The 16,177-nt window shown below is 50.5% G+C and carries 18 protein-coding genes and 1 tRNA gene; 14 read left to right on the forward strand and 5 right to left on the reverse strand.

Features of this window, described 5'->3' with window-relative positions:
* Nucleotides 1-138 precede the first annotated feature (138 nt).
* The 3 genes from rsmI (at nt 139) to CIK94_RS02040 (ending at nt 2,214) form a co-directional block, all read left to right on the forward strand.
* Nucleotides 139-834, forward strand: a complete 696-nt coding sequence (rsmI, locus tag CIK94_RS02030; protein ID WP_094384715.1) for a 16S rRNA (cytidine(1402)-2'-O)-methyltransferase — start codon at nt 139-141, stop codon at nt 832-834.
* Entirely contained in the window at nt 831-1,682 is an 852-nt protein-coding gene (locus tag CIK94_RS02035; RefSeq protein WP_094384717.1) for a hypothetical protein, read from the forward strand. The genes rsmI and CIK94_RS02035 overlap by 4 nt, the downstream gene beginning before the upstream one ends.
* A gap of 166 nt (nt 1,683-1,848) precedes the next feature.
* Entirely contained in the window at nt 1,849-2,214 is a 366-nt protein-coding gene (locus CIK94_RS02040) for a hypothetical protein (RefSeq protein WP_094421045.1), read from the forward strand.
* Nucleotides 2,215-2,732: 518 nt separating this feature from the next.
* Here CIK94_RS02040 and CIK94_RS02045 read toward each other — a convergent pair.
* The 5 genes from CIK94_RS02045 to CIK94_RS02065 form a co-directional block, all read right to left on the reverse strand.
* Complete coding sequence (locus tag CIK94_RS02045; RefSeq protein ID WP_094421047.1) at nt 2,733-2,957, reverse strand: hypothetical protein; 225 nt, start codon at nt 2,955-2,957, stop codon at nt 2,733-2,735.
* Nucleotides 2,958-3,280: 323 nt separating this feature from the next.
* Nucleotides 3,281-3,520 (reverse strand): DUF3791 domain-containing protein, encoded by a 240-nt coding sequence (locus CIK94_RS02050; protein ID WP_094384721.1) that lies wholly within the window; start codon nt 3,518-3,520, stop codon nt 3,281-3,283.
* A gap of 4 nt (nt 3,521-3,524) precedes the next feature.
* A complete protein-coding gene (locus CIK94_RS02055; protein WP_022309560.1) occupies nt 3,525-3,998 on the reverse strand; it encodes a DUF3990 domain-containing protein in 474 nt (157 codons plus the stop codon).
* Nucleotides 3,995-4,210 carry a DUF3791 domain-containing protein gene (locus CIK94_RS02060; RefSeq protein WP_022309559.1) on the reverse strand — a complete coding sequence of 72 codons (216 nt, stop codon included), beginning with the start codon at nt 4,208-4,210 and terminating at the stop codon, nt 3,995-3,997. Before CIK94_RS02060 ends, CIK94_RS02055 begins: the two co-directional genes overlap by 4 nt.
* A gap of 133 nt (nt 4,211-4,343) precedes the next feature.
* Nucleotides 4,344-4,417 (reverse strand) — tRNA-Met (locus tag CIK94_RS02065).
* 237 nt (nt 4,418-4,654) lie between these two features.
* On the opposite strand from CIK94_RS02065, the gene CIK94_RS02070 reads away from it, so the two are divergent.
* From CIK94_RS02070 to CIK94_RS02120, 11 genes are all read left to right on the forward strand, one after another.
* Nucleotides 4,655-6,553 (forward strand): LptF/LptG family permease, encoded by a 1,899-nt coding sequence (locus CIK94_RS02070; protein ID WP_022309558.1) that lies wholly within the window; start codon nt 4,655-4,657, stop codon nt 6,551-6,553.
* A gap of 42 nt (nt 6,554-6,595) precedes the next feature.
* Nucleotides 6,596-7,807: a bifunctional 3,4-dihydroxy-2-butanone-4-phosphate synthase/GTP cyclohydrolase II gene (locus tag CIK94_RS02075; RefSeq protein ID WP_094384725.1), complete on the forward strand. Its 1,212-nt coding sequence runs from the start codon at nt 6,596-6,598 to the stop codon at nt 7,805-7,807.
* Nucleotides 7,808-7,904: 97 nt separating this feature from the next.
* Complete coding sequence (locus CIK94_RS02080) at nt 7,905-9,098, forward strand: pyridoxal phosphate-dependent aminotransferase (RefSeq protein ID WP_094384728.1); 1,194 nt, start codon at nt 7,905-7,907, stop codon at nt 9,096-9,098.
* A gap of 192 nt (nt 9,099-9,290) precedes the next feature.
* A complete protein-coding gene (locus tag CIK94_RS02085) occupies nt 9,291-10,112 on the forward strand; it encodes a MotA/TolQ/ExbB proton channel family protein (RefSeq protein WP_022309555.1) in 822 nt (273 codons plus the stop codon).
* A gap of 30 nt (nt 10,113-10,142) precedes the next feature.
* A complete protein-coding gene (locus CIK94_RS02090) occupies nt 10,143-10,769 on the forward strand; it encodes a biopolymer transporter ExbD (protein ID WP_094389157.1) in 627 nt (208 codons plus the stop codon).
* Nucleotides 10,770-10,772: 3 nt separating this feature from the next.
* Nucleotides 10,773-11,420: a biopolymer transporter ExbD gene (locus CIK94_RS02095; RefSeq protein WP_094384732.1), complete on the forward strand. Its 648-nt coding sequence runs from the start codon at nt 10,773-10,775 to the stop codon at nt 11,418-11,420.
* A gap of 34 nt (nt 11,421-11,454) precedes the next feature.
* Nucleotides 11,455-12,288 carry an energy transducer TonB gene (locus tag CIK94_RS02100; protein WP_094384735.1) on the forward strand — a complete coding sequence of 278 codons (834 nt, stop codon included), beginning with the start codon at nt 11,455-11,457 and terminating at the stop codon, nt 12,286-12,288.
* Between the two features lie 14 nt (nt 12,289-12,302).
* On the forward strand, nt 12,303-13,262 hold the full coding sequence (locus CIK94_RS02105; protein ID WP_022309551.1) for a PstS family phosphate ABC transporter substrate-binding protein: 960 nt from the start codon (nt 12,303-12,305) through the stop codon (nt 13,260-13,262).
* A gap of 59 nt (nt 13,263-13,321) precedes the next feature.
* The gene (locus tag CIK94_RS02110; RefSeq protein WP_094421049.1) at nt 13,322-14,746 is read left to right on the forward strand and encodes a lipopolysaccharide assembly protein LapB; all 1,425 of its coding nucleotides are present in this window, start codon (nt 13,322-13,324) and stop codon (nt 14,744-14,746) included.
* 102 nt (nt 14,747-14,848) lie between these two features.
* On the forward strand, nt 14,849-15,301 hold the full coding sequence (locus tag CIK94_RS02115) for a nucleoside deaminase (protein ID WP_094421051.1): 453 nt from the start codon (nt 14,849-14,851) through the stop codon (nt 15,299-15,301).
* 57 nt (nt 15,302-15,358) lie between these two features.
* The gene (locus tag CIK94_RS02120; protein WP_094421053.1) at nt 15,359-15,964 is read left to right on the forward strand and encodes a hypothetical protein; all 606 of its coding nucleotides are present in this window, start codon (nt 15,359-15,361) and stop codon (nt 15,962-15,964) included.
* The last annotated feature ends 213 nt before the right edge of the window (nt 15,965-16,177 follow it).

A 16,177-nucleotide genomic window follows, 5' to 3' on the forward strand; every position in this document is an offset into this window, starting at 1 on the left:
AGCTTTTTAGTGGAGCAAGAGAAACGCCGCTTTTTTGTCTCAATCACCACGTTTTAACGTTTTTTCCTTTTTCCTAATTATTTTTTTTGACCTAATGGTTATCGATACCGATATTTTTGTGTAAGTTTGCAACCATATATGGGTACATTATATATTATACCGACACCTGTGGGCAATATGGAGGATATGACGCTCCGCGCCATACGCATATTGAAAGAGGCCGATGTAGTGCTTGCCGAAGACACGCGCACATCGGGCAATCTGCTCCGCCACTTCGACATCAAGAATCATCTGCTGGCCCATCACAAGTTCAACGAGCACGGCACCACCGCCGGCATCGTCGAGCGGCTCAAGGCAGGTCAGACCGTGGCATTGGTGAGCGACGCCGGCACTCCCGGCATCAGCGACCCCGGATTCTATCTGGCGCGCGAGGCAGCCAACGCCGGTGTCGAGGTAGTGTGTCTGCCCGGCGCCACAGCCTGCATCCCCGCCATCGTGGCGTCAGGTCTGCCCTGCGACAGGTTCTGTTTCGAAGGTTTTCTGCCACAGAAGAAAGGACGGCAGACAATGCTCGAGTCGCTACGCGAAGAGACACGCACGATGATATTCTACGAGTCGCCCTACCGAGTGCTCAAGACGCTCCAGCAGTTTGCCGAAGTCTTCGGCGAAGACCGCCAGGTGAGCGTGGCGCGCGAGATATCCAAGCTCCACGAGCAGCACGTGCGCGGTACTCTGGCCGAGGCCATCGCCCATTTCACCGAGAATTCGCCACGAGGAGAGTTTGTTATAGTAGTGGCTGGTAATAATAAGAAATCTAAAAAGGAAAAACTATGAAGCAATTGAAGTTATTCGCATGCCTGGCACTCCTGTTGCTTGGCGCTTGTACGGGCAAGAAGTCATCGCCTGACCTGGCAAATATGGAACAAAACGACTCGCTGCAGCGCATCATCGCCCAGCGCGACAGTGAAATCAATGACATGATGAGCACGCTCAATGAAATCCAGGAAGGACTGAGCGCCATCAATCAGGCTGAAAACCGACTGAGCATAGCCCGCGAGGGCGAAGGCGCCAACAAGACGGCGCAGATTAAGGAGAACATCAAGTTTATTGCCAATACCATGGCCCGCAACCGTGAGCTCATGAAGCGTCTGCAGCAGCAGTTGCGCGAGAGCCGCTTCAACGGCGACGAGCTGCGCAAGACCATTAGCAACCTCACCCAGCAGCTCGACGACAAGGCGCAGGAGCTGCAGCGGCTCAAGGCCGAACTCGACGCCAAGGATATACACATCGCCGAACTCGACGAGAAGATAGACAACCTCAACGACAATGTCGAGAACCTGCAGACCGACGCCCAGCAGAAGGCCCAGACCATCAGCAACCAGGACAAGCAGCTCAACACCGCATGGTTTGTCTTCGGCACCAAGAAGGAACTCAAGGAACAGCATATCATGGAGAATGGTAAGGTGCTGCAGTCCAACTTCAACAAGAACTACTTTGCCAAGATTGACATCCGCATCGACAAGGAAATCAAATTCTACTCCAAGTCGGCACGCATCCTCACCATGCACCCCTCGGGCAGCTACACCCTCACCCCCGATGTCAACAAGCAGTATGTGCTGCGCATTACCAATCCACAACTCTTCTGGTCTACCAGCAAGTATCTGGTGGTGCTCGTCAAGTAACCCCATACACCCACACCAAGGCCCTCCCTCATCACGAGTGGAGGGCCTTTTTCGTCTATGATTATTTTCTGCAAGAATTATTGGAATCTTTGGAAATATCCGATTGTGCAGATAAAGCATGAGTATTTGCTGTCTAAAAGTATTGACTACATAAAACTACAAAACAATGATTGAAAAGATAATGGAACCCGCTGCCAAATGTGCAGAGGTGGTGTCTAAAGAATGTGTGAAAAAAGGTGCTGAAATTGCTGGCGTAATTGCTACTTGGGCAATGACTATGTTATTGTCAATATGGCTTACGTCAAGATATAAAGACAAAGTCCATAAAGAATTGTTAAACAAGCATGACGAAGAGACTGCCAATAGACTGACCGAACAATTCAACATAGAAGTAGAAAAGCTCAAAAAGGAAATAATGGAGTTGAAGAAGGAGCTAAACATAACAAAAGAAGAGGCGGAGTCTCGTTTCAGAGAAGGGGTTATTCGTATTTGCAAGAAATCTGGCATATCGCCTGACAGCGTCCTTAAATAAGGCTGCGCCTGCAACTGAAGGATATATTGCCCTCCGAGCCCATCGGGGGGCTTTTGGTATACTTTCCGCACGAGCATTGTCTGACGGGCAATATCTTTTTCCCCTTGAGGATGATAGGGAAAGGCTCTATAGTTGTGGTGTCATCCTCGGCAGAGCCTCTTTCCCGCGCCAATGCTGTCGGAGTTGCCATTGGTGGAGCGTCAGACATCACTGGCAACGCCGGGACCATCATTGTTGGTTCGTATCGGACGATACGCGCATCCGCATCGGACGGTACGTGCATCCGTATCGGACGGCACGTGCTTCCGTATCGGCCGATACGCGTCGGCAACAGTCATCTCCGCGCTGCTGAATGGCGTGAGCATGAGACTCTTTGGTGTCTCGTTGAGTGTGGGCGATATTGCGGTTCGCGTTGGCAGCGTTGTGGTTATCTACGCGTGTGGTTTCGCAAGGGGGCAACCCTGGTCAGAAATCTTCTGCAGGGCCTTTACTTGTTGGTCGTTCTTAGTAGGGTAGTGTCACGGATCGTTCATCTCGTCGTGCGCCTTCTCACACAGCTTTGCGAAAAGGAGGAACTGGTAGGCGTCGTCTCCCATATCCTTGAAGCAGGATGACTTGTGCGTTTTGAGTCCGTCAGCGGAGTAGATGTAGATATAGTCCTCTATCTCGCGGTCGGAAACGGTCGTACGGGTCTGCGTCCGCCACAGTCTGATGTTCTCCGTGCGAAAATACTCGTCGCTCACGGTGTTGCCGGCAGGGTTGAAGTAAATCCAGACGTCAAACTGGTAATCCTAAATGGTTTAGGCGGTTGATATAAGGTTGACAAGATGATGGATGGAGGCATTGCCTTTGTCTTGGATTAAATCTTTGAGGCAATATGTTTGTAAGATTTAGGGAGAGGGAGATGTGGTCTCCTTCTCCCGTTTTATATTCTCATCAAATTTCAATAGTTCCACAATCTGTGACACAAATCAAAATAGAATTGTCCAACAACTTGTTGGGAGAGTGTTTCGCCCCAATTTGGGCAAAGTCAACTGCGTTTAAGGTGTAGCCTATGGAAATGTATTTACGCCACAGTCTTTTCCGTTCCGGGCTGTTTCTTGTAGCCGTATTCTATGAGAAGTTCATCGGTGAGGTAGATGTCGCTCATGGCCTGCATATCGGCGATGCCCTCATCCATAAGGATAAAGGTATTTGAGTTGTAGAACTTGTCAAGAGCCTCGTCAAGGGAAATTCCAGCTTCCTTGGCGAATGCCTTGACGATGCGTCCATATTTCATCTGGAGGATAGTCTTGTTTGTTTCCATAACATTATAGTATTATAGATTTGACATAATGCAGGTTTCTGTCAAGAAGTTCTTGGCTCGTAATGCATATTTGGTTGTTCGGTTTCTTGTAAATCAGCATGTCAAGAGCCTGCTCTTTGGTATATATACCCTGCATGTACAGGTCAACGGTGTTGTAAACCTTATCGTCGGCTATACCACCTTCGATTATGTCATACAGTGTATGGCCTTGAAGCCTCCGGCATGCAACAATGTAATCAATCCAGTCGCCGTCATACTTTTCAAAGACATGGGATGTAAAGCCTTCCAGGTTCTCGTCAAAATGATAAATGTTGAGAACGGCAGAATTATAGAGTCTTATGAATCTCTCGGCGTATTTGTCAGCCTGAGACCGTAAGCGAGTAAGGTAAAAGCCTTTTCCGAAGTCAAGGCTCTCACGGGAGTGAAGGATGTCGGGCTTATCGACAACTACCCGGGAGGAATGGTACAACGTAATCATGCGACAACCCCTTTCTCCTTCATCACGGATATGAGATCGTCGGTGATATACTGCTTCGAGAACGTGTGGAGCACGTCATAACATGGGATTATGTAATTGCTGATAATCCCCGATTCGCTCATCTTGCGATAAACATCGCGTGCGCTCATCTTCATCCTCTCCGCTACGCTTGAGACGCAGAATATTACAAAGTCCAATGTTTCTGAATTCATATCCAGTCTTTTGTGCAAAAATAAGGATATTCGTTGGGATTAGCAAGGGAAATCCTGAAAATCTTATTAATTTCCATCGTTTTCCCACATAAAGCAAAAGGAGTTACGATAGTCTTCGTAACTCCTTTTGCAGTAGCGGGGGTGGGACCCGAACCCACGACCTCCGGATTATGAATCCGACGCTCTAACCAGCTGAGCTATCCCGCCATTTGTGCGATTGCGGGTGCAAAGGTAGTGAAAATTTTCGTGCTTGCAAAATTTTCGGACACTTTTTGTCTCTTTTCCTATGTTTTTTTTGTTGCGACGCCTTCCGGCGCCTCCTCGGATGGACGCAAAAGCGGCGGCGGCAGTAATAAAAAGTGAAAAAATAAGGAGAATATGAATAATTTATGCTAACTTTGCACTCAAAATTATGTACACGCGTATATAGTCACCACGTACATTATGCTGCGAATAAAGAAATTAGATATATTCATCCTCAGGCAATTCAGCCTGCTCTTCTGCGGTACGTTCTGCATCAGCCTCTTTGTTCTGATGATGCAGTTTCTGTGGAAGTTTGTAGACGAACTGATAGGCAAGGGTCTGACTCTCGACATTATGGGTCAGCTGTTCTGGTATATGGGCCTGATGTTCGTACCCCAGGCGCTTCCGCTGGCACTGTTGCTTTCTTCGCTTATCACTTTTGGCAACTTGGGCGAGAGCAGTGAGCTCACGGCCATCAAGGCTGCGGGAATCTCGCTGATGCAGACCTTCAGGTCGCTCATCGTCTTTGCAGTGGTCACCACCGGCGTGAGCTTCATATTCCAGAACCAAATAGGCCCTATAGCCAACCAGAAGATGGCCCAGCTGTTTATCTCGGTAAAGCAGAAGAGCCCTGAACTGGAGATACCCGAAGGCATCTTCTATAGCGGCATCCCCAACTGCAACCTCTATGTGCAGAAGAAGGACATGAAGACCGGTAAGCTCTATGGCATCATGATTTACCGCATGACGGCCAGCTATGAAGACCATGCCATCATCCTGGCCGACTCGGGTATGCTGCAGTCAACGGCAGAGAAGAAACACCTGCTGCTCACGCTATGGAGCGGTGAGTGGTTTGAGAATATGCAGACCCAGAGCTTCGGCGATGCCGCCTCGGTGCCTTACCGCCGCGAGACGTTTACCGCCAAGCGCATCGTGCTCGACTTTGACGGCGACTTCAGTCTGATGGATGCCTCCAGTCTGTCCAACAATGCCAAGGGCAAGAGTCTGGCCGAGCTTCAGCGCGGCAAGGACTCGCTCACGCTGCACTACGACAGTGTGGGCGCCGACTATATGGACTATGCCCGCATGACCTACTACCGCCAGGACAGCATCACACCCCACCAGCGGCTGGCTGTGGCAAAGATTATCAAGAGCCAGTCGGTGGACTTTGACTCCGTGTGTGCCAAACTCTCGCCCGACGCTCGCAAGAATATGGTGAACAGCGCTCTCTCTGATGTGCAGAGCGCCAAGGTGGACTTGGACTTCAAGAAACTGATAACCAATGACGGTGACCGACTGATACGCGAGCACAAGCTCGAGTCTATCAAGAAGTTTGCCCTCGCCCTGTCGTGTCTGATATTCTTCTTCATCGGTGCGCCGCTCGGCACCATCATCCGCAAGGGTGGTCTGGGTATCCCCATCATCGTGTCGGTGTTTGTGTATATCATCTACTACATCCTGGACAGCACGGGATATAAGATGGCACGTTCGGGAATATGGTCAATATGGTATGGCACGGCACTTGCGCCGGTGGTGCTCATCCCCACGGCGGCATTTGTCACCTACAAGGCTTCGCACGACTCGATGGTGTTCAACCTCGACCTGTGGCGCAGTCTGGCCATGCGCCTGCTGGGTCTGCGTCTGAAGCGCCATGTGCCCATGAAGGAGGTTGTCGTAGACGAGCCCGACTATCGCGGCGATGCCGAGAAACTGGCGCAGATAAGCCGGGAGATACTGGAATACTCGCGTCGTCACCGTCTGCGCTCGGCGCCCAACGTGATAAAGGTGTTCTTCAAATACTCGCCCGACCACGCCATAGAGAAAATCAATGCCCGTCTGGAAGAGGTAATCGAAGACCTGTCCAACACGCGCGATGTGGTAATCATCAACGAGATGAACTTCTATCCCTACATCGCCACCAAGGCCCATACGCGCCCCTTCGAGCGCCGATGGCTCAACATTCTGGCTGCGCTGTGTCTGCCCCTGGGCCTGTTTCTGTACATTCGCATGTGGCAGTTCCGCATCCGTCTGTTCAATGATCTGCGCGACATCCAGCAGGCCAATGCCAACATCATATCGAGAATAGAGAAGATAGTATAATATATATAATAAGGTGTAAGCACTCAGACAAGAACCAAGATTATGACTGATTTCAACATAGATAATATAGAGGCAGCCGTCAAGGACTTTGCCGAAGGTAAATTTGTGATTGTGGTCGACGATGAAGACCGCGAGAATGAAGGCGACCTGATTATCGCCGCCGAAAAGATAACACCCGAGAAGGTGAATTTCATGCTCAAGCATGCCCGCGGCGTGCTTTGTGCCCCCATCACCATCAGCCGTTGTGAAGAACTGGACCTGCCCCATCAGGTCTCTGACAATACCTCGATGCTTGGCACGCCGTTTACGGTAACGATAGACAAGCTGGAGGGCTGTAGCACAGGCGTGTCGGCACATGACCGAGCCGCCACCATACAGGCTCTGGCTGACCCCGCATCGACTCCGCAGACCTTTGGCCGTCCCGGCCATATCAATCCCCTCTACGCCCAGGACAACGGCGTGCTGCGCCGTAGTGGCCATACCGAAGCGGCCATCGATTTGTGCAAACTGGCAGGTCTCTATCCTGCCGGCGCACTCATGGAAATCATGAACGAAGACGGAACGATGGCTCGCATGCCCGAGTTGTGCAAGATGGCAGAAGAGTGGGGCATGCGCATCGTGTCTATCAAGGACCTTATCGCCTACAGACTCACCAAGGAGTCGATTATCGAGGTGGGCGACGAGGTGGAGATGCCTACCGAGTATGGCGACTTCAAACTCATCCCCTTCCGTCAGCAGAGTAACGGTCTGGAACACATGGCTCTCGTCAAGGGAGAGTGGCGTCCGGACGAGCCCATACTGGTGAGAGTGCACTCATCGTGCGCCACCGGCGACATCCTGGGCAGCAAGCGCTGCGACTGCGGCGAACAGCTGCACAAGGCCATGCAGATGATAGACCGTGAAGGTAAAGGCGTGCTCATCTACATGCAGCAGGAAGGTCGCGGTATCGGACTGATGAACAAGATAGCTGCCTACAAACTGCAGGAGGAGGGCTATGACACGGTGGATGCCAATGTGCATCTCGGCTTCAAGCCCGACGAGCGCGACTATGGTTGTGGCGCGCAGATGCTGCGTCATCTCAATGTCCACAAGATGCGTCTGCTCACCAACAATCCCGTGAAGCGTGTGGGTCTGGAGGCCTACGGACTCGAAATTGTGGAGAATGTGCCCATCGAGATTACCCCCAATATTTACAACGAGCGTTATCTCAAGACCAAGCGCGACCGCATGGGTCACACCCTGCATCTCAAATAATATAGGTTAAATCACCGTAGATGGGAGAGGGTAGGCCGCGGCCGGGTTGTTTGCAATAATATAGAACAGCCTATATAAGAACGTTAAAAAGTATATTATGATTAATTTGTCAGATTGTATCAATCGCCTGGCTCCATCGGCTACGCTGGCGATGTCGCAGAAAAGTAGCGAGATGAAGGCCCAAGGCATTGATGTCATCAATCTCAGTGTCGGAGAACCAGACTTTAACACTCCCGACCACATCAAGGAAGCTGCCAAGAAGGCTATCGATGACAACTATTCGCGCTATTCGCCTGTGGCGGGCTATGCCTCGCTCAGGGAAGCCATTGTGCGAAAGCTCAAGCGCGAGAACGGACTTGACTACACGCCTGCCCAGATATCGGTGTCAAACGGCGCCAAGCAGGGTGTGTGCAATACGGTCATGGCGCTCGTCAACAAGGGAGACGAGGTCATCATCCCGGCTCCCTACTGGGTAAGTTATCCGCAGATGGTCAAGATGGCCGACGGCGAACCGGTCATCGTGAACACTGGATTTGAACAGGACTTCAAAATGACTGCCCAGCAACTCGAGCAGGCCATCACTCCCAAGACCCGCCTGCTCATACTCTGCTCGCCAAGCAATCCTACAGGAAGCGTCTATTCGCGTGAAGAACTGCGGGAATTGGCAGAAGTGATACTGCGCCACGACGGCGTCTATGTTCTGGCTGATGAAATCTACGAGCATATCAACTATACCGGACATCATGAGAGCATTGCTCAGTTTGAAGGCATGCAGGAGCGGTGCATCATCGTCAACGGTGTGTCCAAAGCCTATGCCATGACCGGCTGGCGTATCGGTTACATCGCTGCCCCTGAATGGATCGTCAAGGGATGCAACAAGTTGCAGGGCCAATACACCAGCGGCCCATGTTCGGTAAGCCAGAAAGCGGCTGAAGCTGCCTATGATTCGCCTCAGAGTTGCGTGGAGGAAATGCGGAAGGCGTTTGAGCGTCGTCGCAACCTTATCGTCGACCTGGCCAAAGATATCCCCGGCCTCGAGGTCAACTGTCCACAAGGCGCTTTCTACCTCTTCCCCAAGTGCAGCAGCTTCTTCGGAAAGAGCGACGGCACGCGCGTCATCAACAGTTCTACCGACCTGGCCATGTATCTGCTCGAAGAAGCCCATGTAGCTACTGTCGGTGGCGATGCTTTCGGTGATTCCGATTGCTTCAGAATGAGTTACGCCACCAGCGATGAAAATATTCGCACGGCCATGGGACGCATTAAGGCTGCGCTTGGCAAACTCAAATGATATACGCCATCTAAAAAAGTCACAAATATCTTGTTAAAACTTCTTAATTAAGTGGCGGATATATATTAATTTGCTATCTTTGCTTGTCAAAAGATACAATCAGTTCAATTGTGCAAAACAAGGGAAAGAAAACAAGAAGAAATAGATTAACTTATAACATTTTATTAATAACCAAAAATTAATTGTAACATTATGGCAACTACAAAAAAAGCAGCCCCCAAGAAGGGCTTTCAGGGAGTTAGAGATGCAATTTGGATCATCGTTGTTTGCTTCGGTCTGGCCGTAGCTTTCTACGAGGGATTCCTCGGTAACGGAGCTAACTTCCACGGTGGAGACAACAGCGGTGAGCCCGCTAACCTGCTCGGTACAATCTACAAAGGTGGTATCGTAGTACCTGTAATCTTCACTCTGTTGTTCACCGTTATCGCACTCGGTGTTGAGCGTTTCTTCGCCCTCCGCTCTGCTTTCGGTAAGATGTCTCTCGCTAAGTTCACTGCTGAGGTTAAGGTAGCTATCAAGGCTGGCGATTTCGCTAAGGCTCACCAGCTCTGCGACAAGATGCAGGGTACTGTAGCTAACGTAGTTAACGCTTCTCTGAATACTTATGAGGAGATGGAGAAGACTACTGGCGTTAAGAAGAGCCAGAAGATCGCTAAGATTCAGCAGGCTCACGAGGAAGCAACTCAGCTTGAGATGCCTACTCTCCAGATGAACCTCCCCATCGTAGCAACTATCGTTACTCTCGGTACTCTTACCGCTCTGTTCGGTACCGTTGTTGGTATGATCCGTTCATTCGCCGCTCTGGCAGCAGGTGGTGGTGCTGACTCACAGGCACTTTCTACTGGTATTTCTGAGGCCTTGGTTAATACCGCATCTGGTATCTTGACATCTTGGTTCGCCGTTGTTATCTACAACTTCTTCACAAACAAGATCGATAAGCTGACTTACGCTCTTGATGAAGTTGGTTACACTATTGCTCAGACATACGAAGCCAACCACGGAGAAGAAGCTTAATTTTTGCTAACCCTTTAAAAATTTATCGCTATGGGTAAAGTAAAAATTGAGAAGAAAGATGTCTGGATCGACATGACTCCTATGTCCGATGTCATGGTGCTCCTGCTGACATTCTTCATGTTGACATCAACATTCGTGAAGAATGAACCAGTAAAGGTGAACACCCCTGGATCGGTTTCGGAGATCAAAGTGCCCGAGAAGGACGTGCTGACCATCAGTGTAGCCAAGGATGGCAAGGTATTCATGAGCATCGAAAATGCCAACGACCTCGTTAGTGTTGTTGATGCCATGACCAGCCGATTTGGTGTGACTTTGAATGGAGCACAGCGTGAAGCTCTCAAGAAGCATTCAATGCTTGGTGTGAGCGTAGAAAAATTGCCCGCATATCTGAGTCTTCCCGAAGACCAGATGACTGACGCCATACAGAAAGAAGGTATTCCTACCGACAGTATCGACAATGGCGATGGCAAGAAGGGTATGAGCGAGTTCCAGTTGTGGGTTGCTGAAGCTGTCTTAGTCAATGAGGATATGAAGATTGCCATCAAGGCAGACTCTGACACTCCTTACAAGACAGTGAAGACTGTAATGTCTGAGCTTCAGGATATGAACCAGAACCGCTATTATCTTATCACTTCTTTAAAGAAAGAGGAGGACTAAAGAATGGCAAAGCAGAAAGCAAGTAAACAAAAGAAAATGAATGTCCGCGTAGACTTTACGCCTATGGTGGATATGATGATGCTTCTTATCACGTTCTTTATGCTCTGTACGTCTTTGGCCAAACCTCAGACTATGGAATTGAGTATGCCAAGTAATGACAAGAACACGAAAGATGAAGACAAGTCTGTGACCAAGGCTTCTTACACCATTACAATATATGTAGGTGCCGATGACCAGATTTACTACATCGCAGGTTTGCCCAAATACGATGACCCTACCTGCCTGAAGAAGACAACTTGGGGTAAGGACGGTATTCGTAAGGTGCTCATTACCCACGTTACTGAAGATGGCACTCAGCCTGTACAGCAAGTGATGTTGGCCAAGGCTAAACTTGATGAAAAGAAGCTCAACGAGCCCAACTTCCCCGACACGCTCTACAACAGCGAGCTGTCTAAGATTAAGGCCGGTGACCTCGGTAATGGCCAGAAGATTTCGACCATGACCATCATCATCAAGGCTACTGACAAGGCCAGCTACAAGAACTTGATAGATGCTCTCGATGAAATGCAGTTGTGCAGCATCGGTAAGTATGTGATTGATAAAGTTAACCCAGACGACCAAAAGCTGCTTGATAAGGCAGGCGTTAAGTAGTCGTTATTGTTGAATTATTAAAATTAAGAAGACTATGTCAAAAATTGATTTGATTTCTTCAGACTGGGTTGATTTGGTATTTGAAGGGCGCAATAAGGCCTACGGTGCCTATAGACTCCGTAAGAGCACTACCAAGCGTAACATCCTCGCTATGGTTGCAGTTGTAATACTGTTGATTGTTGCCTTTATCATTCTCACAGTCAAGAATTTTGTAGACGAGCAGCGTGCCAAGGTCGCAATGACCCAGGTGGCTGAGCTTACTAACTATGACCAGCCCAAGAAGAAGGCTGAGGTTAAGCAGAAGAAAGTCGAGGTTGAACCCGAGCGTGTTGTAGAGCGCGTAAAGAGCTCTATCAAGTTTACCGCTCCTGTCATCAAGAAGGATGAAGAGGTGAAGCCCGATGAAGAGCTTAAGACTCAGGACGAATTGATGAGTACCAAGACCGCCATCGGTACCTTTGATGTAAAGGGTAACGATGATGCCAATGGTGAGATTCTCAAGGCCAAGGAAGTTATTGCCGAGCCCGAGCCACCTAAGCATGAGGAGGAAAACAAGGTATTCGATATCGTAGAGCAGCAGCCTTTGTTCCCCGGTGGTCCTGCGGCGCTTATGAAGTATCTCTCTGAGAATACTAAGTATCCCGTTGTAGCCCAGGAGAATGGTGTTCAGGGCCGTGTAACTGTACAGTTCGTGGTTGAGAAGGATGGTTCTATCTCAGACGTACACGTTTTGAGAGGTGTAGACCCATCACTCGACAAGGAAGCCGTACGCGTGGTTAAGTCAATGCCACGTTGGACTCCTGGTAAGCAGAATGGTATTACCGTTCGTGTGAACTACCGCGTTCCTGTATTGTTCAGATTGCAATAGTAAACGTTTGAATAATGAAGAAGACCGTATTCTACAGTATTGTAGGATTAACACTTTTCGCCTGCTTTTGTCTTTCTTGCTCCGGTAAGAAAAACAAAAGCGGACGAACAGATACATATTCGTCAGGGGTGGCCAGTTTCGCCTCTGACGAAAGTTTTAGCCCCATTATTGATGAGGAAGTTGAGCTCTTCCAATTCACTTACCCCCAGGCTACGCTCAAGCCTATCTACACCAACGAGTCAGACGCTATCACGATGTTGCTGCAAGGAAAGATTTGTCTTGCCGTGACAGCCCGCGATTATAGGGATATGGAGCGTCAGAGCTTGCGTGACAAGAGTTTCAATCCCCGTGCCATACCTATCGCTTACGATGGCTTGGCGCTTATTGTCAACAAGGCCAACAATGACACCTGTATATCTGTCAAGGATTTTGCTGCCATCATGTCGGGTAAGATTACCCAGTGGAAGCAACTCAATCCCAAGTCAGACAAAGGCGAGGTGCTCATAGTCTTTGACAATAAGAAATCCAGTACCGTCCACTTTGTGGAAGACAGTATCCTTGGCGGCAAGCCCATTACCAACCCCAATATGGCAGCCACCAACAACACCGCCGACGTCATCAAGTATGTTGAAGAGAATGTCAATGCCATTGGCATTATCGGCAGCAACTGGCTCAATGACAAGCGCGACACCACCAACCTCACATTCAAGAAGAATATCCGTACGATGTCGGTTTCCCGGCTTGACAAGGCTACGCCCGAGAACAGCTGGAAGCCCTATCAATACTATATTTATAATGGCAACTATCCCCTTTCGCGCACCATCTATGCGCTTCTCAACGACCCGTTGCGCGGTCTGCCGTGGGGCTTTGCCAACTTCATGCACTCCCCCAAGGGTCAGCTCATCATTTTCAAGTCCGGCCTGCTCCCTGTTCAGGGTAATATTACCATTCGTGATGTTAATATAACCAAATAGCCGTAACATTGAGAATTGGTAAAACGTCCTATAATTAAGTAACCCTAAAACTTAGAATTATGAAGTCGATTAAATATTTCTTTATCGGAGCTCTGCTGATGGGTTTCAGCGCTCCCGCAATGTCACAGGATATGAAGAGTGACATCGAGAACATTAGTAAACTGGTTAAGGAAAACAAGTCCAATCCTGCTGCTATCAAGGATGAGATTAAGGCTTTCCGCAAGAACTACAAGAAGAACGCTGAGGCACTGACAGCCCTCGGCCGCGCTTATCTTGATGTCAAGGATACCGCCAATGCCGTGGCTTTGGCCGAGAATGCCTTGAAGGTCAACAGCAAGTATGGTCCTGGCTACGTGCTCATGGGCGATATCGAAGTTGCCAAGGACAATGGTGGTAGCGCATCCGCTTGGTTTGAGCAGGCCACTATGATGGACCCCCAGAACATTGAGGGCTACCGTCGTTATGCCCAGGTCAACAGCAAGGCCAACCCCACTATGGCTGTGATGAAACTCGAGGAACTCCGCAAGGTTCGCCCCGACTATCCCGTTGACATCATCTCTGCCGAGATTTTCGACAAGGCTGGTCGCCTCGAGAAAGCTGTCGAGTATTATGACAAGGTTGACCGCAGCCAGATGGAAGACTATCAGCTGGCAGCCTATGCCACCGACTGCTTCCTGCTTGGCAAGTACGAGAAGAGTCTTGAGATAGCCCAGATGGGTGCTGGCAAATTCCCTTCCAATTCTGCCCTCAACCGTCTGTGCATGTTCAACAACACCGAGTTGAAGAAATTCCCCGAGGCAGTGGCTGCCGGCAAGGCCCTCTTCGCTTGCGAGGGTGCCAAGATTTCTGGCAACGACCACCTCTATTACGCTTCTGCGCTTAAGGGCAACAACGAGTTTGACAGCGCTATCGAGCAGTACATCAAGGCTGCCGAGGTGGCTCCCGAGGACAAGGACCTGCAGATTTCTGTTTACAGAGACCTCGCCGAGGTTTATGGCCAGAAGGGCGACATCGACAAGGCTGTTGAAAACTTCAACAAGTACATTGAAATCTCTCCCAAGCGCACCGCTTCTATGTATGGTCAGCTCGCTGCTCTCTACAAGAACCAGGCTGCCAAGGTAGAGGGAGCCGAAATGGAGAAGTATCTGCTCGAGGCCGACAAGGTATATGCTACCATTGCCGAGCAGTTCCCCACCTTTGCTGACTACGCTACTCTCCAGCGTGCCCACATCGGCTTCCAGCTCGACCCCGAGACCAAGACCGGTGCTGCCAAGCCCCACTACGAGAAGCTCGTAGAGATTATCAAGGGTCACGAGACCATGGATGACCACGACAAGGCCAACCTCCTCGAGGCTTACAGATACCTTGGCTACTATTACACTCTCGCCAAAGAGAACGACAAGGCAGCCGAATACTGGCACAAGGTGCTCGAGCTCGACCCGGAGAACGCTGCCGCCAAGGCCGCTCTCGGTATCAAGGAGTAAGACAACCATTCAACCATAATAGCAGAGCGGGAATAAGTTCACACTATTCCCGCTCTCTTTTTTACCCGTTTCCTTATCCCCTTTATCCCATTCCTATCCCCAATGAGTGCAGAAGAACAGCAGAAGAAAGACCTCTTCTATATGTCAAAGGCCCTCGAGCAGGCCCGCATAGCCCTCGATGCCGACGAGATACCCATCGGAGCCGTCATCGTGTGTGGCGACCGCATCATCGCCCGCGCCTCCAACCTCACCGAAGCCCTCAACGATGTCACCGCCCATGCTGAGATGCAGGCCATCACCTCTGCCGCCAACCTTCTCGGTGGAAAATATCTCAAGGGCTGCACCCTCTATGTCACCGTCGAACCTTGCGTGATGTGCGCTGGAGCCCTCGGCTGGTCCCAGATAGACCGAGTCGTCTATGGCGCCCCCGATGCCAAGCGCGGCTATGCCCTCTATGCTCCCCATGCCTTCCATCCCAAGACCCGCGTCACCGCCGGAGTGATGGAAGACGAGTGTCGGCAGCTGATGCAAGATTTCTTTAAGGCCAAGCGTTGACCGGCACCCGCTTCGTTACAGTTGCACGGGCTGACGCCACTATTTATTTGGCTTCCTATGAGACGTTACCTCTTTCTTGTCATCCTCGCCCTGTGCTGCGCAGCGTGCACCGGGCGCCGGTCGGCCTCCGAGCCAGCGCTCCCTGCCGACAAAAAGCCCTTTACCATCTACCTGCAGCCCTATGAAGATTTTCCTCAACGCGAGGCAGAGGCGCTGCGAGCCTCCATCACCCAGGCACTTGGCAGAGTCTATCGCGGCGACTGGTCGCATGTCGAGGTGCTGCCCAGCCGCCCCCAGCCGCCCCACGCCTATTACAAGCCACGCCAGCGCTATCTCGCCAGTGCCTTGCTTTGCGACCTCACCGTTGCCGGTCCCGACGCTTTTGTTATAGGACTCACCCACAAAGACATCTCCTTCAACATCCACAACACCAAGAACTACGGCATTATGGGCCTTACCACCCGTGGCCACTTCAAGACCATCGTGTCAGACTATCGTGCCAAGGGCGACAACTTCCTTGCCGTCATAGTCCACGAGTTTGGCCATGGCTACTACAAAGCCCCACACTGCATCGCCCCCACTTGCATCATGTGCGATTACCAGGCGCATAAAGGCAAGCCCTTCGTCTATGGCCTGTGCCCCGCCCATCAGTACATGCATTAACCCCCTCACCATTATCCATTCCCCCCTTCTGCCCCTGGCGGTCGCTGCAGAAAGGGAGATTGCGTTTCCCCTCTCCGCCATTGCTTTTGTCCCCCTGCAGCAGCCCGTCGTCGACTCGTAACGGAAGGAACGAGCCCTCGTACCTATTGCCACGTGCTTCCGTATCGTATGTCACGAGCCCACGTGTCAATTGATACGAGCTGCCAACGTGCA

It is taken from the genome of Prevotella sp. P4-51 (assembly GCF_002251455.1).
Classification (GTDB): domain Bacteria; phylum Bacteroidota; class Bacteroidia; order Bacteroidales; family Bacteroidaceae; genus Prevotella.